Genomic DNA, 16,569 nt, shown 5'->3' with positions numbered 1-16,569 from the left:
TCAGCGGGCGGCGGTGGGGAGGGAAGCGTTGGTTGGTGCGGTAGGCGAGGCGGGGCTGGTGGACGGGGCGGTTTCGAAGCCGTAGGCGACGGAGCGGATTCGCAGTTCACGGCCGCTGACGATCTCCTCCATCGGGTGGTGGCAGCAGGGGGAGCGGAAACCGTCGGCCGGGTCGGGGCTGTAGGTGGCCTGGCAGCGGACGCAGCGCCCCACCAGGGGCACCGACTCGATCACCAGCTCGGCGCCGTCGAGCCAGCTGCCCTTGACGGCATCGGCCCAGGTGACCACCAGCTGGTCGGGTTCGACGCAGGTGAAGGTGCCCACTTCGAGATGGACCCGATCCACCGCCGGCACCCGGGGAGCATGCTGCTGCTTCCACTCGTTCATGGACAGCAGCAGGCAGCGCGTCATGTCGACTTCATGCATGCCCTATCTCCAGGCGCGGTCGACCTGCATGTTGCAGTCCCTGGAGAGCCAGGCGGGGGCTGACTTGCGGGGCAGCTGACCACTCACCACCAGGTGGGCCATGGTGTCGCAGATGACCCGGGTGGCCATCAGGGAGGTCATGTCGCTGACGTCGTAGGGGGGGGAGACCTCCACCACCTCAAGGCCGCAGACGGGCACGTTGCGCACGATCAGCTCCAGCAGCTTGAGGGCCTCGCGCGGCAGCAACCCTCCCGGTTCGGGCCAGCCGGTGCCCGGCACGAAACCGGCATCGATGCAGTCGATGTCGAAGGAGATGTAGACGCAGTCGGTGCCGTCGGTGGCCCGCTCGATGGCGTACTTGGCCGCCGCCTCCAGGCCCATGTCGCAGATGTCGGTGACGGTGAGCACGTTGGTGCCCCGCTCGCGGCAGACCTTCACCCCCTCCCGCGGCACCTGCCAGCCGCCGATGCCCAGCTGCACCAGGTTCTCAGCCGGGGCGTTGGCCATGTTGGTGGCATGGAACCACGGGGTGGTGTGCATGCGCTCGTCCAGGTCGGTCTCCTGGGTGTCGACGTGGCGATCGAAGTGGATGATGCCCACCTTCTTGTCGCCGAGGTGGCGGCAGACGCCCCGGACGGTGGGGAAGCCGATCGAGTGGTCGCCGCCCAGGATGATCGGGAAGGCGCCACTGGCGAACACGTGGGCGATGCCCTTGGAGATCTGATCGAAGCTCTTCTCGTTGTTGGCGGGGATGGTGAAGATGTCACCCACGTCGCAGAGGGTGATCTGCTCCCGCAGATCCACCCCCATCTCGTAGTTGTAGGGGGTGTAGAGGGCCGAGATGCGCCGGATGCCCTGGGGGCCGAAGCGGGTGCCGGGCCGGTAGGTGGTGCCGCTGTCGTGGGGAACGCCCACCACCGCCACGTCGAACTCGCCGACGCGGTTCACATCCTCGATGTAGGGCGCCTTCATGAACGTGTTGATGCCCGCGAAATGGGGCAGTTCACCGCGGGAGAAGGTGGAGATGCGCCGGTCGACGATGCTCGCGGCCGCCTCCAGGCCATAGCGGTGTCCCAGGTCGACTTCCTGTTGCCAGCCGGTGAGGGGCAGGGAGGCTTCCTTCTCCAGGGCCCGGGCCCCTTCACTGCCGGCCGGGTGGGGCCCCCGGTCGAAGGCGCTGGCCGCATCGGACGGGCGGCCGCTGGACGGATCGTTCATTCGGACCTCTGGGCACGGTGGGGATGGGGCGGTCTCCCGGGCTTTTGTCCCTCCGTGCCACGCACCGGTGAGAACAGGGTTCTCGCATCCGGTGGGTGCGCTTCTCTCGGACCAGGCATCCCCCCGGTTGCCGGCAGTGCCAGAAATGGCAAGGCCAGCAATGGGGGACCGGAACCCTAGAAGCAATATCCGCTCAGTGATCCTGAAGGCCCCCGGGCGGGACGGTTGTGACGGTTGCTACGGGATTCGGGCGCGGGTCTCAGGTAGGGCAGGGGAGACCGGCCGCCTTGCGGTTGGTCTCGCGGCGCAGCAGCAGGAAGAGATAGTCCGGGTCCTTGTACTGGCTCGGCAGGCACTGGTGCAGCTGCTCGAGCCGGTGCCAGCAGACCGTGCGCTGGATCTTTTTGAGGGTCCGACCTTCCCGGACCAGCAGGCGCAGAGCCTTGCAATACATCGAATAATTGGCCTCCAGTTCACCGATGGTGACTTTCGGGATCGTGACCTTCGGCAGGGACGCTGGAAGCGATCGGGCGGTCATCGGCCATCCTTCGGGGCAGGCCCCGCAGAGATCCATCCACTGTCGTCCATCGGCGGCCGGGGCGCGCCCCCCATCCGGGGACATTCCCGCGCCGGTCGCCGATCGGCCAGAGGCGAGCGCCATGGGGGTTCCCTGACCAGCCCGGCGCCGGGGGGGGTGGCACCCCTTCCGATTCAGTTAAGGTTTGGGCAGCGGACGAATCCCCGGCATGTACGAAGACCATCCCGTGATGAACGCGCTGCTGCAGCAGCTCCGCTCCCTCAACGAGCAGTACAGCCACCTCCCCAACGAGCTCAACCGGTACCGCGTCGTGCGCCAGGAGCAGCTGATCGCCCAGTGGGCCCCCGGTGTCAGCGTCGCCGGCTGAGCCCTCCCTCCCCCTGTTGATGCCTCCCCCGTGAGGTGATGAACAAGAACCACCCCGTCTACCACTCCCTCATGGCCAGGCTGGAGAGTCTGAGGGACCAGTACCGGCAGCATCCCAGCGAGCGGAACCGTTACCGGCTGGTGCGGCAGGAGCAGCTGATCGCCCAGTGGGTGGCCGCCTCCGACCTGTCGACCCCTTTCTTCGCTTCCACGGGCGGCGCGCCGGCACCGGCGCCAACATGAAGAAAATCCCTCGCTTTGCCGTCGGGTGTCCCTTGTTGCTCTCGGGCTCCCCTTGACCCGCTATTCCGTAGACAGCACACCACTGTCGGCAGGAAGGGCAAAGGTATGGGCAAGAAGGACAAGAGTGGTCTCAAGATCAAGACCCTGAAGATCAAGTCGCCCAAGAAGAAGGACTCCGCAGGCAAGCACCGCTCGGACAGCGCCTATGGCAACGGTCTCGCCTCCTCCGGTGTGAGCGAGTCGGACCTCTACAGGCCCTCGCCGATTCTCGACGACCTCTCCCACCATTCCGAGGGACGTCCCCCCAAGCTGGATCGCAAGTTCTACGAAAAGGAACTGGCCCGGCTCCAGGTGGAGCTGGTGAAGATGCAGTACTGGGTCAAACATGTGGGTTACCGCATGATCCTGCTGTTCGAGGGCCGGGATGCCGCCGGCAAAGGCGGCACCATCAAGCGCATCACGGAGCCGCTGAACCCGCGGGGCTGCAACGTGGTGGCCCTCGGCACCCCCTCCGACCAGCAGAAGACCCAGTGGTACTTCCAGCGCTATGTGGAGAACTTCCCCTCCGCCGGTGAAATCGTCCTGTTCGACCGCAGCTGGTACAACCGGGCCGGCGTCGAGAAGGTGATGGGCTTCTGCACGCCCGAGCAGGTGGAGGAGTTCATGCTCTCCTGTCCGGAGTTCGAGCGCATGCTGGTGCGCAGCGGCATCACCCTGATCAAGTACTGGTTCTCCGTCAGTGATGACGAGCAGGAGGCCCGGTTCCGCTCCCGCCTGGAGGATCCGGCCCGCCGCTGGAAGCTGAGCCCGATGGACCTGGAATCCCGGGACCGCTGGGTGGAGTTCTCCCGGGCCAAGGACGAGATGTTCGCCCACACCAACATCCCGGAGGCCCCCTGGTTCACCGTCGAGGCCAATGACAAGCGCCGGGCCAGGCTCAACTGCATCCGCCATCTGCTCAGCAAGGTCCCCTATGAGGACATGACACCCAAGGCGATCGAACTGCCCCCCCGCAAGAGCGGGTCCGATTACCAGCGTCCGCCGATGAACGAGCAGTTCTTCGTGCCCAACGCCTACCCCTGAATCCCCGCGTCCAGCCAGCGGCGGCCCCCGAGCGGCTCCAGCCAGATCAGCACCACCAGCCAGTGGATCAGCACCGGCGCCCAGATGGACCCGGTGACCTGGTAGGCGACCACGCAGGCCACCCCCAGCAGGCCGGCCAGGAGCAGGAAGCGGCCGTCGTCGAACAGCCTCCGGCCCTGGCGGTACCAGAGCCGGCCCGCCAGCGGATGCCAGGCGACGAAGAGCCCCACGCTCAGCGCCCCCCAGGCGACGGTGTCCGCCATGCCCAGACCTTCGAGGGGGTGCGGCAGCAGGGCGCCCCGGAACAGGGTCTCCTCCACCAGCGCCGGGGACAGCAGCAGGGCCGGGGCCCGGCGCAGCAGCAGCCACGGCCCCACCGCTGAAGCCGTCGCCGGCAGGAAGCCGCTGCGGCGCCCCAGCGGCAGGGCGATGGCGGCGTAGGCCCCCAGCAGCAGGGCCGCCAGAGCCAGGCCGGCTGGGCTCAGGGGCGTGAAGAACGCATCCATCAGCCGGGGCAGGGCCAGCCCCACCACCGGCAGCTGACCGAGCAGCTGGGTCGGCGCCAGGGGAGCCAGGCGTCGGTCGGCGCCGGGGAGCTGGTTGGTGCGCAGGACATGGAGCAAGTCTCCGTGGCGCAGGAACACCCGGGCCATTTCGTCGTGGGCGCGGCGGGGCAGCATGGAGCGCCAGCTGAGCAGCCCATCCCAGAGGCTGGGGCTGGCCCGGAACCGGTCCGGTGCATCGCCGGGGCGGTCCATCAGCGAGGCGTTGTGGCGCCAGTCGGCGCGCACCATGCCGAAGGGGGTGAGCAGGGCATCGAGGGAGCGGGCCAGGGAGGCGAGCCGGGGCAGCTCGGTGCCGTCAAGCTCACGACGGCGGCGGCGCAGCTGGTCGATGGCGATCCAGAGGGCCTGGCTGGAATCCTGCACACAGGAGATGGCCGGGGACACGAGCGAGACGCCGCCGCCGTCGCCGCTGCGGTAGCGCGCCATCAGCACCTCCGCCTGGATCGCCAGTTCCTCCAGGAGCAGGGGATCGGTGCGCACCAGCACGTCCGAGATCGGCCGCGTCCCGAGCCAGCCCCGCTGCAGGTTGCCGGTGTAGGCGCTCCAGTCCTGGCTGCCCGAGACGATGCCGTTGGGATTGTTGGCGTAGATCTGGTGGGAGCGCAGGTCGAAGCGGGGCTCCCCGGTGAAGGGATCGCGCACGACCCGGGCGGCGCCGAAGGCGAAGTGGCCCGTCACCGTGAAGCCGCTGATCGGCTCGCCATCGGGCCCGCCGATGCCTCCGAAGTTGTGAATCACCAGGGAGCGGTCACCGGGTTGCCAGGGGGCCTGCTCCCCATCGGGAACCAGGCCCACCCGGCTGAAGCGGCCGCGTCGGGTCTCGCCATCACTCCAGTTGACCCGGCTGATGGCGTTGAGGCCGGCCGCGGTGCCCCGCAGAACCCGGTCGCTCTCCAGACGGGTGAGGCGGCGCGGTTCCAGGGCCTGGGCGGTGAAGGTCCCTTCCCTGTCCGGGGCGCCATAGAGGTACCAGCCGTCCGTGCCCACGGGGGACTCCAGCAGTCCCTGGGGGTCGAAGAAGCGCCGGCCATGGCGATCGGGGGGCTGGCGGGGCAGTCGCACCGTCTCGATCGGGCCGCCGAAGTTCCCCCGGCCCCGGTCGTAGTGCTGCACCCGGAAGCGCTCCTGGTCGGCAGGGTCCCGGGAGAGCAGCCGCACCAGAGCCATCCAGCGGCCCGTGCTCTGCAGGGGCGGGCGGCCGATCCGCAGCACGGTGTTCCCGTCCCGCTGCTCGACGCGTACCTCCTCCAGCGTCACGGTGATGTCGTCGTGGGGATGGGCCCCCGCCAGGGTCTGCAGCGGCCCCACGTCGTTGCGGCCGTCGAGGCGGGTGGGCACGACATTGCCCTGCTGCGCCGCCAGAGCGGCCTGCTCCCCGAGCCGCACCGGCGTGCTCACCTTGTCCACCAGGGCCCGCAGCATCGGTTCGTCCCGCCAGCCCAGCCGCAGGCGCTGGCCGACCAGGCCCTCGTGGTCCGCCGGGGCCTGCTCCAGCTCCAGCCACACCCAGTCACCGCCGCCCTGCACCATCTCGGCCGCTGCCGGAAGGATCAGGCGACCGAACCAGTCACCGTGGGGGCGGTAGAGGGACGGATCCGGCCGCCGCGCCAGCGGGTAGTGGTCCGGACGGTTGAAGGGGGCGCGCCACGCGAGGTCGTAGCTGGTGGGCGGTGGCGGGACCACCGCGCCCAGGACACCCGTGGCCAGGGGCAGCACCAGCAGCACCATGGCCATGGCGGCCGCCAGAAGCGCCACCCGGCGGCTGCGGTCGGGGCGGGGCCGCCCGGGCTCGGCAGGGGGCGGCGCCATGGGTGCTAACCGCCGCTTTCCCGGTGGATCGCCAGGGCCGCGAGCACGCCGCCGGCGAAACCGGAGGCGTGGCCGATCCAGCTCACCCCAGGGGGACTCAGGAAGGGCAGCAGGCTGGGCAGCGCCCCCCCGTAGGCGACCAGCGCGGTGAGCGACAGCAGAATCGAGAGGGGGCGGCGCTCCAGCCAGCCGATCAGCAGCAGGTAGCCCAGCAGCCCGTAGATGACCCCGGAGAGGCCATGGCTGGCCTGGTGCCAGAACAGCCAGACCGGGATGGCCGTGGCGTAGACCCCCAGCCACACCGCCAGGTAGTCGCCCCGGCTCTTGGCCAGGACCAGCCAGGACAGGGGCAGGAACCAGAGGCTGTTGCTGATCAGGTGACCGAAGCCTCCGTGGCTGAAGGGGGCGGTGAGCACCCCGAGGAAGGGGCCCCCCGGCACCATCGGCAGGTTCCAGCGGCCCCCGAAGAAGACCTGGTCGATGATCTCCTGGGCCCAGGGCACCGCCAGGATCAGCACCGGCAGCACGGCCATGCCCTTGAGACGGGACAGGCTGCGGTCGAGCCGCTGGGCGAGGGAACCGGCCATGGCCGTAGGCGGACGGGCAGTGCGTGTCGGCCTGTCCTAGCTCCCCAGCGGACCGCTCAGCAGCCACCACCACAGCGGAACCGAGACCAGGGCCAGGGCGGTGCTCCAGAGCACCAGCATCGCCACCGCCTCGACCGCCTGCCGCCCCCCGGCTTCGGGGGACGGCCTCTGCCCGGCGCCGGCCGCTTCCGTGAGCAGCAGCACCGAGAGGGCCGTGGGGGCCGCCGCCTGCAGCACCACCGCGTCCCGCAAGGCGGAGGGCAGCCCCAGCAGGCCGGCCAGCAGCAGCATGGCCGCCGGCAGCACCAGCAGCTTGCCCACCAGGGGCGCCACCAGGACGTTCCCCCCGACCTGGCCGGCCGGGCGGCGCCGCAGCATGAGACCCAGCCGCATCCCCACCAGGGCCAGGGCCACCAGCACCACCAGCCAGGCCGGCCACCACAGCCACTCGGCCAGGGCGGCGCTCCAGGGGGTCTGCTGCAGCAGCACGGCCAGCGCCAGCCCCCGCATGGCCGGGCTGGTGGCCAGCCCCAGCAGCTGGCGGCGGACGCCGCTGGCGCGCCGGTCCACCAGCAGCGGACCGAGGCTCCAGGTGATCAGGGTGGCCATCAGATCGAAGGCGATCGTGAAGCCGATGGCCTCGGCCGGCAGCAGGGCCAGGGCCACGGGCAGCCCCCAGTAGCCCGTGTTGCCCACGATGCAGCCCAGTTGCAGGCTGCCCTCGGGGATGCGGCGGCCCAGAGCCGGCAGGCGCATCAGCAGCAGGCCCAGACCCGAGGCGACCGCCGCCATCAGGGCCGCCGTGAGCAGCTCGGCCCGGAAGCCCGCCCGCAGCAGCAGGGCCACCAGGCTGAAGGGGATGCCCCAGTGGATCAACGGCGGGGCGAGCCGTCCGGGCAGCCCGGGGAACCGCATCCCCAGCAGCAGGCCGACACCCAGGGGAGGGACCAGTTCGAGCAGGAACCGCAGCACCAGCCCTCCCCAGGCCATCGGGCGCCCCCACCATGGCGGCCCCCGGTCTGCGGCGCTGCCTAGGGTCGTCGCTTCCCCAGGTGCCCAGCTCTCCGATGCAATCCCCCATGCGCTCCGGGGCCGACAACGGCTTCGGCGGCCTCTGGCAGCTGGTCTTCGCCGCCGCGCTCGCCGGCCTGGTGCTGCTCACCCAGACGGTCTTCATCGTGCCGGCGGGCAGCGTGGCGGTGGTCACCACCCTCGGCAAGGTCACCGGCGCGCCGCGACAGCCCGGGGCCAACCTCAAGATCCCCCTGGCCCAGAACACCTCCCTCTTCGATGTGCGCACCCAGGTGCGGCCGGAGCAGTTCTCCACCCTCACCAAGGACCTGCAGGTGATCCAGGCCACGGCCACGGTCAAGTACGCCATGAAGCCCGCCGAAGCGGGCCGCATCTACGAAACCATCGCCACCGACGACCAGCAGATCTATCCGCGGGTGATCCAGCCGTCCCTGCTGAAGGCCCTCAAGTCGGTCTTCTCCCAGTACGAACTGGTGACCATCGCCACCGAGTGGAACTCCATCTCCGAACTGGTGCAGGAGAAGGTGGCCGAGGAGCTGCGCAAGTTCGACTACGTGACCGTGCAGGGTCTGGATCTGACCGGTCTGCAGATCGCCGAGGAGTACCGCGCCGCCATCGAGCAGAAGCAGATCGCCGAGCAGCAGCTGCTGCGGGCCCAGACGGAGGTGCTGATCGCCGAGCAGGAGGCCAAGCGCTACCAGACCCTCAACTCCAGCCTCGACGACCAGGTGCTCTACAAGCTGTTCCTCGACAAGTGGGACGGCCAGACCTCGGTGGTGCCGGCCCTGCCGGGGGCGGCCGGGGGCGGCGGCAGCCCGGTGATCGTCAACGGCCGCAGCTGAGCGGGACACCCGATGCACGAGGCGATTCTGGATGTGGATCTGCTGGCCTTCGAGCGGGGTGACGCGGACGCCCGCGACGCCGTGGTCGACGGGGTGAGGCGCAGCCTGGCCAGCGGCTTCGTCTACACCAGCAGCGACCTGCCCGTCGACCTGCTGGACACCGCCTACGGGCTCCTGCAGCGGTTCTTCGCCCTCGAGGCCGACACCAAGCGGCGTTTCCGGGCCCCGGGCTCCAGCGGCCAGACCGGTTACACGGAGGTGCTGGTGGAGACGGCCGCGGGCAACGACCAGCCGGACTGGAAGGAGATGCTGAACTGGTCGGAACCGCTGCCGCCCGGGCATCCCCTGCGGCTCCGGTTCCCGTCCCTCTACCCCGAGCAGGTCCTGCCGGAGGCGGCCGTTCCCGGCATCACCGCCGTGCTGGGGGAGTTCCACCGGGCGATCGCCGATCTCCAGCGCCGCTTTCTGCGGGTGATCGCCGTGGGCATGGGCTGCGCCGAGGGCTTCTTCGAGGAGATGGTGCGTGAGGCCCCCACCCTCACCCGGGCCCTGCGCTACCCCCCCATGGCCCAGGCTCCGGGGCAGGACCATGTGTGGGCGGCGGCCCATGGGGACATCAATCTGATCACCGCCCTGCCCAGGGCCACCGGGCCGGGGCTGCAGGTGCATGTGGCCGGGCAATGGGTGGAGGCCGCCCCGCCGGAGGGGCGGGTGATCATCAACACGGGTCTGATGCTGGAGCGTCTGTCCAACGGCCGCATCCCCACCGGCTGGCATCGGGTGGTGGCGCCGCCGGGGGCCACCGGTGAGCGCCACAGCGTCGTGCAGTTCTGCCATGCCCGGCCCTGGACGGTCCTGGCGCCGGTGCCCTCCTGCTGCGGCCCGGATCAGCCGCAGCGTTACAGCGCCATCTCCGCTGCAGATGCCCTCGAGGAGGTGCTGTACCGCATCAATCTGCTCGAGAACTGATCATCCGCTGGCGAGGATGGCGCTCGTTAAGAAGTCCACCGTCGCCCATGAGTTCGACAATCCAGGGTGCCGGGATTCTCTCGATGTCGCCGGTGTCGATATTGAGCACCCGGGCGAAATCCGCCGGTGTGGGGCCGCTGAGCTCGCAGATCCTGCCGATGAACCACGGCCTGCCGGCCATGGCGACGACGGCCAGGTGGCCGGCTCGAGCTTCACGGAAGCGCTGGGGGTTGGCCCGCCGCAGCGGGGCCACCGCAGGATCGATCTGGCCGGGTGCCATGGCGGACCTCTGGTACACCTGTACTGTAGCCGGACCATGCGGGCGCGTCACCGTTCTGGCGGTGACCCATAGGCTGGATGCATCCGAGGGCATCATCCGTGGACGAAGACAGCAGGCAGCAACCCGGTACGGACACGGCCGAGCCGCCGTTTCTCTACGAGCCCCTGGAGCGGTTCGGGGAGGGCCTCACCACCTCCCGCCCCTGGAATCGGTCCGCCCTGGCCGGGGTCGAGCGACTCAACGGACGGGTGGCGATGATCGGATTCCTGGCGGCCCTGATCGGCGAAGAGCTCACCGGCAGGGGGATTGTCGGTCAGCTGGCCCTGATGCTGCGCTGGCTGCTGGGCTGAGCCCGTGCATCAGGCCCACGGCTCGATCGACGGCAGGGTGGCGTGTCCAGGCGGGCAGGTGACAACGTGGGGTCGATACGGCGACCACGGGACGTGCCCTTTGGTCTGGAGTTTGTTTGTTCGTGTGCTATTCGATGGTGTTGTCGTGAGAGCTCCATGCAACGACTGTGTCACCCCATCGGAAGGGTTGTCACCAGCGATTTGCGGTAGAATCGCTATGCGTACCGAGCAGCGCGTCTAGCGCTCCGATCACCACCTCTCTCTCACCACAACTCAGTCACCACAATCCAGCCCTCGTGGTCGCGCATGGGACGGGTCGGGTGATTTTTTGAAGTGCCCCCAGGGTTGTCCGACCCCGAAACGATGCCGATGGATATCCCCGACCGTTCTCTTTACATCCTGATGATCAGCATCCATGGTCTGATCCGCGGGGAGAATCTGGAGTTGGGTCGTGATGCCGATACCGGAGGACAGACAAAGTACGTGGTGGAGCTCACCAGGGCCCTGGCCCAGCAACCGGGTGTTGCCCAGGTGGATCTGGTCACCCGCTGCATCCGGGATCCCGAGGTGTCTGCGGATTACGCCAGGCCCGTTGAGCCTCTTGAGAGGAAGGCACGCATCATTCGCATCGCTGCCGGACCGGATCTCTACCTCCCAAAGGAAGAGCTCTGGGGCCATCTCGATGCCTTTACAGATGAGCTTCACTCCTGGCTCCATCGCCAGCCGCGTCGACCGGATGTGCTGCACAGCCATTATGCCGATGCCGGCTATGTGGGTGTCCGCCTCTCCCACCTCACCGGCCTTCCCCTTGTGCACACGGGCCACTCCCTGGGTCGGGACAAGCTGCGGAGGCTTCTGGCCCTGGGATTGCCGGTGGAAGAGATTCAACAGCGCTACCGGATGGCTGAAAGGATCAGTGCCGAAGAGGATGTGCTGAACAGTGCCAACCTTGTGATCACGAGTACGCATAATGAGATTGAAGACCAATATGAGCTCTACGATTGCTACACCCCGGAGAAGATGTCGGTCATTCCACCGGGGACCGACCTGAATCAGTTCCATCCCCCCGACCCCGAGGATGGCCCCGTCGCCTTTGCCAGCACCCTTGGCAAGTATCTCCGGGAACCCGATAAGCCCATGATTCTGGCCCTCTCAAGGCCAGATAAACGCAAGAACATCGTTTCTCTTCTGGAATCCTATGGGACATCAGAACGCCTCAAGAAGCTCGCGAATCTTGTCATCATTGCCGGCAATCGTAATGACATCCGTGAACTCCAGGAAGGCGCCCAGAACGTCCTCACGGAATTGCTCCTGGTCATCGACTGCCATGAGCTCAATGGGCTGGTGGCCCTGCCCAAGCACCATTCCCCCAGCGATGTGGCCGACATCTATCGGTTAGCGGCCTCCTCCAAGGGTGTGTTTGTCAACCCGGCCCTCACCGAGCCCTTCGGGCTCACGCTCCTGGAGGCAGCAGCGAGCGGGCTGCCCCTGGTGGCCACTGAGGTGGGCGGGCCGGTCGACATCATCGGGAACTGCAGAAACGGTCTGCTGATTGATCCCCTTGACGAGACCTCCATCACCAGGGCGCTGCTGCAGATTCTTGAGGATGGGGAGTTGTGGTCCACGTTCTCCCGCAACGGATTGGTGAATGTCGCCAGGATTTATTCGTGGGAAGCCCACGCCAGGAACTATCTCGAACGGCTGGGAGATCTGGTTCTCCAGGCTCGCGAAAAGGCCCGTCCGGCCCCTCTGTCGAAGGCCCCGGCAGTGCAGACCCGCACCCGCGCGATCTTCACGGCCATCGACAACACCCTGCTGGGTGATCCTGAGGCTCTCGCTCAGTTTGTGAAGCTGATCCGGCAGCACCATCGCAGGGTTCTGTTCGGCATTGCGACCGGACGACGGCTGAACTCCGTGCTCAAACTCCTGAAGGTGCATGGGATCCCGATGCCCGATGTCCTGATCACCAGCCTCGGCACGGAGATCTACACCCCACCCCAATTGACCACGGACATCGCCTGGACCCACCACATCGACCATCTCTGGACCCCCCAGGTCCTGCAACGCCTCATGGAATCCCTGCCTGGACTGACCCTGCAGGAGAAGGAGCACCAGAGCCGGTTCAAGCTCTCCTATTACTACGATGACCACCAGGCGCCTCCCCTCGAGGAGATTCTCACGCTCCTGCGTCAGCATGAGCTGTCCGCCCACACCAGTCTGTCCTTCGGGCAGTTCCTCGACTTCGTCCCTGCCCGCGCTTCCAAGGGGCAGGCCCTTCGGTACGTGGCCAACCGCTGGAACATTCCCCTCGGGAAGGTGCTGGTGAACGGAGGCTCCCGGGGTGATGAGGACATGCTCCGGGGCAACACGCTGGGCGTGGTCGTGGACAGCCCCCATCGCGATGAGCTCGACCAGCTCAACGATACCGAGCGGGTGTACTTCTCTGAGGGATCGCATGCAGCCGGCATTCTTGAAGCGATTGATCACTACGGTTTTTTCCGTTGATGTCGCAGCCCGTCGCCACCCGTTGATGCCACCTCTCCTGATCTGCACGGACCTGGACCGGACCCTTCTGCCCAACGGCGAGGCCACCGAATCGGTGGGTGCCCGGCCGGCCTTCGCCCAGCTGGTCTCCCGGCCCCAGACGCTGCTGGCCTACGTCAGTGGCCGACATCTGGCCCTGGTGGAGGAGGCGATCCATGACTATGGACTGCCTGAGCCTGATTGGATCATCGCCGATGTGGGCAGTTCCATCTACGCCAGGCAGAACCGTGGCTGGTCCCCTCTGGAGGCGTGGTCCAGGCACATCTCGGCGGACTGGCAAGGCGATGGATGGTCCGATCTGGCGATGGTGCTGTCCGATGTGTCCGGTTTGACTCTGCAGCCGGAAAGCCGACAGAACTCCCACAAGCTCAGTTTCTTCGTTCCCCGGGAGGCCGATCTTCCGGCCCTGAACCGGGAGATCCTTGCCCGCCTGCAGGAACGGGATGTCGCCGTCTGTCTTGTTCACAGTGTTGATGAAGCCGCTGCCATCGGCCTGCTGGATATCCTTCCCCGGCGGGCGGGCAAGCTTCAGGCGATTGAGTTTCTGATGCGCGAGCAGGGACTGTCCTGTCAGCAGACGATCTTTGCCGGTGACAGTGGCAATGACCTGTCCGTTCTCACCAGTTCCGTGCCAGCCGTGCTGGTCGCCAATGCCCACCCCGATGTGAAGGCGCAGGCCGTGGCGGAATCCATGCGCATGGGCACCCAGGATCGTCTGTATCTGGCCAGGGGTGGCTTCCTGGGGATGAATGGCAACTACAGTTCGGGCATCCTGGAAGGAATCGGCCACTTTCATGCCGATGCCGTGCGGGAGCTGGAGTGACCGGATGCAGGCACCCTGTGCGATCACCGTTTTCGGCGAAGTCCTGTTGGATTGTTTCCCCGATGGCACCGAGGTCCTCGGCGGGGCCCCCTTCAACGTGGCCTGGCACCTCAGGGGTTTCGGCCAGTCTCCCCGACTCGTCAGCCGGGTCGGCAGGGACGCCAGGGGCGAGCGGATTCTCTCCGCCATCGGGCACTGGGGCCTGGACGGCTCCGCTCTGCAGACCGATCCGATCCATGGCACCGGTCGCGTGAGCATCAGCCTCGTGGATGGCGAGCCCACGTATGAGATTGTGTCGGGCTGCGCCTACGATTTCATTGCATCGCCCGAGCCTGGCCAGGTTCCGACCAGCGGGATCCTCTATCACGGCACCCTGGCCCTTCGCCATGCTGCATCGGCGGCGGCGCTGGCCAGCCTGACGTCGCGCCATCAGGGGCCGATCGTCCTGGATGTGAATCTGCGGACACCCTGGTGGTCGCCGGAGACGGTTCTGCCCCTGGTGGATGGGGCCCACCACGTGAAGCTGAATGCCGCGGAGCTGGCCCTGCTGAGCCCGGACGCTCCTCCCGGGGACGATCTGGCCGCCTCGATGCACCGTTTTGCCGGGCGTCACCGGCTGGAGACGCTGGTCGTCACCCGCGGCGCCCTCGGTGCCCTGCTCTGGTGTGACGGCGAGATCCTTTCCGTGGCCCCTGCCGCCGCCGGCCCTGTGGTCGACACGGTGGGGGCGGGGGATGGGTTTGCCGCCGTGCTTCTGCTGGGGCTCAGCCAGCAGTGGCCATGGGCCGTGAGCCTTGGCCGTGCCGGGGACTTCGCCGCGGCCCTGGTGTCGCGGCGCGGTGCCACCATCGATGACCCATCGGTCTACGCCAGGTTTCTGAATGCCTGGGGGGTCGGCTGAGCCGATGTACGAGCAGATCTCCCACTCCCTGTTGAACGCGATTCTGGACGATCTGCGACCGGAGATCCGGCGCCAGGACCTGCGCCATTTCTACACCAGGCTCGGCGCCAACTTCTACGCCATCCATTCGCTGTTCGTCACCCTTTATGGTCATCGTGACGACTTCAAGCTGCAGCTTCTGCGTCTGGTCGAAACCATGGCGAGAGGCTACATCGACCGCTCGCCTGATCTTGAATCCCTCGATATCCAGAGAGAGGATGACTACAACTGGTTCCTTTCCCAGAAGTGGGTCGGGATGGCTGTTTACTCCAATGGCTTCGCGGAGAACCTGCCGGATCTGGCCAGCAAGATCAGTTACTTCCAGGAGCTGGGCATCAACATGGTGCACATCCTGCCGATCCTGATGTGCCCATCTGGTAAGAGCGATGGTGGCTATGCGATCAGCGATTTTCGCAAAATCGATGACAGGGTCGGCACGCTCGATGATCTGCGCAGGATTGCCGACGAGTTCAGGAAGCGTGACATCCTGTTGGTTCTGGATATCGTCCTGAATCACACATCGGATGAGCACGAGTGGGCCAGGCGTGCGATGGCTGGGGAGAAGCACTATCAGGATTATTACCACGTTTTTGACGACAGGGACATTCCGGATGTCTTCGAGCAGAACATGCCCGAAGTCTTCCCTGAGAGCGATCCTGGCAATTTCACCTGGAATGGGGAGATGGGGAAGTGGGTGATGACGGTCTTCCACGAGTACCAGTGGGACCTCAACTACGCCAACCCTGCGGTGTTCATCGAGATGCTCGATGTGCTGCTGTTCTGGGCCAACCAGGGCGTCGATGTTCTGCGGCTCGATGCCGTTGCCTTCCTCTGGAAGAAGCTGGGAACCACCTGCCAGAACGAGCGCAAGGCCCACCTCATTCTGCAGCTCATGAAGGACTGCTGCCAGGTGACCGCGCCTGGGGTCCTGTTCATCGCCGAGGCCATCGTCGCCCCCACCGAAATCACGAAATACTTCGGCGAGGATGCCATCGTGGCCAAGGAATGTGAGATTGCCTACAACGCCACCCTGATGGCGCTGCTCTGGGATGCGGTGGCCACCCGCAACACCCGGCTCCTCTGCCAGGGCCTCAAGAGCCTTCCCAACAAGCTGGAGCGGGCCACCTGGCTCAATTACGTCCGCTGCCATGACGATATCGGCTTCGGTTTCGATGACAGTGACATTGAGCAGGTTGGTTACGAGCCCCGCGCCCATCGGCGCTTCCTGATCGACTACTTCAAGGGGGATTTCGATGCCATCCCCCGCGGGCTCACCTTCATGCCCAACGACACCACGGGCGATGCCCGCATCTGCGGGTCCCTGGCCTCCCTTGTCGGTCTGGAGTCGGCCCTCGAATCGAAGGATCAGGCCCTGATCGCCACGGCCATCAGCCGCATCCTGCTGATGCATGGGGTCATTCTGTCGTTCGGGGGCATCCCGCTCATCTACAACGGCGATGCCCTGGGCGTCTTGAATGACTACAGCTTCTATGATGACCCCAGCAAGTGCAATGACACCCGTTGGGTGCATCGCCCGAAGATCGACTGGGCCAAGGCGGAGCTCAGGCGGAAGCCAGGAACCGTGGAACATACCATCTTCTCGGCGATCAAGAAGATGATCACGATTCGCAAGGAGATCTCAGCCTTCGCCGATTTCAACAATCGCCAGATTCTGCCCCTGGAGAATGACCATCTGCTGGCGTTCGTGAGGACCAACCCCCTGCGGCCATCCGAGCTGGTCCTGGTGGTGGCCAACTTCAACGACCAGCCCCGGTTCTTCGATCTCGACAGCCTGGTGCCGTCGGTCTTCAGCAGTCACGATGGACTGGTGGATCTTCACTCGGGCCGCCGGCCGTCCCAGTCCGGCAGCCGCATCGTGTTGCAGGCTTACCAGTTCTGCTGGCTGACCAAGACCTGATCGCCCGATTCCCCCCCCGCCCGACGCTTCCCCTG

The 16,569-nt window shown here is 66.7% G+C and carries 17 protein-coding genes and 1 riboswitch; of the genes, 10 read left to right on the top strand and 7 right to left on the bottom strand.

The window, feature by feature from the left end:
- The 3 genes from KBZ08_RS11860 to KBZ08_RS11850 form a co-directional block, all read right to left on the bottom strand.
- The gene (locus KBZ08_RS11860; RefSeq protein WP_254973161.1) at positions 1–426 is read right to left on the bottom strand and encodes a hydrogenase maturation nickel metallochaperone HypA; all 426 of its coding nucleotides are present in this window, start codon (positions 424–426) and stop codon (positions 1–3) included.
- A 3-nt stretch (positions 427–429) separates the two neighbouring features.
- On the bottom strand, positions 430–1,644 hold the full coding sequence (gene speB / locus KBZ08_RS11855) for an agmatinase (protein WP_106222856.1): 1,215 nt from the start codon (positions 1,642–1,644) through the stop codon (positions 430–432).
- A 31-nt stretch (positions 1,645–1,675) separates the two neighbouring features.
- Positions 1,676–1,835, bottom strand: a riboswitch (guanidine-I (ykkC/yxkD leader).
- A gap of 68 nt (positions 1,836–1,903) precedes the next feature.
- A complete protein-coding gene (locus KBZ08_RS11850; protein WP_106222890.1) occupies positions 1,904–2,182 on the bottom strand; it encodes a DUF3136 domain-containing protein in 279 nt (92 codons plus the stop codon).
- Positions 2,183–2,411: 229 nt separating this feature from the next.
- Between KBZ08_RS11850 and KBZ08_RS11845 the strand changes: the two genes are divergently transcribed.
- From KBZ08_RS11845 to ppk2, 3 genes are all read left to right on the top strand, one after another.
- A complete protein-coding gene (locus KBZ08_RS11845; RefSeq protein ID WP_219904507.1) occupies positions 2,412–2,549 on the top strand; it encodes a hypothetical protein in 138 nt (45 codons plus the stop codon).
- A 38-nt stretch (positions 2,550–2,587) separates the two neighbouring features.
- The gene (locus KBZ08_RS11840) at positions 2,588–2,791 is read left to right on the top strand and encodes a hypothetical protein (protein WP_254973156.1); all 204 of its coding nucleotides are present in this window, start codon (positions 2,588–2,590) and stop codon (positions 2,789–2,791) included.
- A 105-nt stretch (positions 2,792–2,896) separates the two neighbouring features.
- Positions 2,897–3,874, top strand: a complete 978-nt coding sequence (ppk2, locus tag KBZ08_RS11835; RefSeq protein ID WP_106222858.1) for a polyphosphate kinase 2 — start codon at positions 2,897–2,899, stop codon at positions 3,872–3,874.
- Here ppk2 and KBZ08_RS11830 read toward each other — a convergent pair.
- The 3 genes from KBZ08_RS11830 to KBZ08_RS11820 are packed head-to-tail and all read right to left on the bottom strand — an operon-like array spanning position 3,865 to position 7,826.
- Positions 3,865–6,249, bottom strand: coding sequence for a type II CAAX prenyl endopeptidase Rce1 family protein (locus tag KBZ08_RS11830; protein WP_254973154.1), 2,385 nt, complete (start codon positions 6,247–6,249; stop codon positions 3,865–3,867). The two genes, ppk2 and KBZ08_RS11830, sit on opposite strands and share 10 nt — an antisense overlap.
- Before the next feature lie 5 nt (positions 6,250–6,254).
- Positions 6,255–6,836: a rhomboid family intramembrane serine protease gene (locus tag KBZ08_RS11825; RefSeq protein WP_106222860.1), complete on the bottom strand. Its 582-nt coding sequence runs from the start codon at positions 6,834–6,836 to the stop codon at positions 6,255–6,257.
- Positions 6,837–6,872: 36 nt separating this feature from the next.
- Positions 6,873–7,826, bottom strand: coding sequence for a malate transporter (locus KBZ08_RS11820; RefSeq protein ID WP_254973151.1), 954 nt, complete (start codon positions 7,824–7,826; stop codon positions 6,873–6,875).
- Between the two features lie 77 nt (positions 7,827–7,903).
- Here KBZ08_RS11820 and KBZ08_RS11815 point away from each other — a divergent pair, with 77 nt between their 5' ends.
- A complete protein-coding gene (locus tag KBZ08_RS11815) occupies positions 7,904–8,710 on the top strand; it encodes a prohibitin family protein (RefSeq protein WP_254973257.1) in 807 nt (268 codons plus the stop codon).
- A 12-nt stretch (positions 8,711–8,722) separates the two neighbouring features.
- Positions 8,723–9,679, top strand: coding sequence for an isopenicillin N synthase family oxygenase (locus KBZ08_RS11810; RefSeq protein WP_254973149.1), 957 nt, complete (start codon positions 8,723–8,725; stop codon positions 9,677–9,679).
- Here the strand turns inward: KBZ08_RS11810 and KBZ08_RS11805 are convergent.
- The gene (locus tag KBZ08_RS11805; RefSeq protein ID WP_106222863.1) at positions 9,660–9,959 is read right to left on the bottom strand and encodes a hypothetical protein; all 300 of its coding nucleotides are present in this window, start codon (positions 9,957–9,959) and stop codon (positions 9,660–9,662) included. The two genes, KBZ08_RS11810 and KBZ08_RS11805, sit on opposite strands and share 20 nt — an antisense overlap.
- A gap of 98 nt (positions 9,960–10,057) precedes the next feature.
- Between KBZ08_RS11805 and KBZ08_RS11800 the strand changes: the two genes are divergently transcribed.
- The 5 genes from KBZ08_RS11800 to KBZ08_RS11780 all read left to right on the top strand — a co-directional run bounded on the left by KBZ08_RS11800 (position 10,058) and on the right by KBZ08_RS11780 (position 16,534).
- Positions 10,058–10,309: a chlorophyll a/b-binding protein gene (locus KBZ08_RS11800; protein WP_106222864.1), complete on the top strand. Its 252-nt coding sequence runs from the start codon at positions 10,058–10,060 to the stop codon at positions 10,307–10,309.
- A 369-nt stretch (positions 10,310–10,678) separates the two neighbouring features.
- The gene (locus tag KBZ08_RS11795) at positions 10,679–12,814 is read left to right on the top strand and encodes an HAD-IIB family hydrolase (protein ID WP_254973146.1); all 2,136 of its coding nucleotides are present in this window, start codon (positions 10,679–10,681) and stop codon (positions 12,812–12,814) included.
- Positions 12,765–13,676, top strand: coding sequence for an HAD-IIB family hydrolase (locus KBZ08_RS11790; protein ID WP_254973144.1), 912 nt, complete (start codon positions 12,765–12,767; stop codon positions 13,674–13,676). Before KBZ08_RS11795 ends, KBZ08_RS11790 begins: the two co-directional genes overlap by 50 nt.
- Positions 13,677–13,680: 4 nt before the next feature.
- The gene (locus KBZ08_RS11785) at positions 13,681–14,577 is read left to right on the top strand and encodes a PfkB family carbohydrate kinase (RefSeq protein WP_254973142.1); all 897 of its coding nucleotides are present in this window, start codon (positions 13,681–13,683) and stop codon (positions 14,575–14,577) included.
- A gap of 4 nt (positions 14,578–14,581) precedes the next feature.
- Positions 14,582–16,534, top strand: coding sequence for an alpha-amylase family glycosyl hydrolase (locus tag KBZ08_RS11780; RefSeq protein ID WP_106222867.1), 1,953 nt, complete (start codon positions 14,582–14,584; stop codon positions 16,532–16,534).
- The last annotated feature ends 35 nt before the right edge of the window (positions 16,535–16,569 follow it).

It is taken from the genome of Cyanobium sp. Candia 9D4 (assembly GCF_024346155.1).
Lineage (GTDB): Bacteria > Cyanobacteriota > Cyanobacteriia > PCC-6307 > Cyanobiaceae > Cyanobium > Cyanobium minutissimum.
Note: the sequence above shows the minus strand (reverse complement) of the source record. Positions and strands in the feature narration are given on the sequence as shown.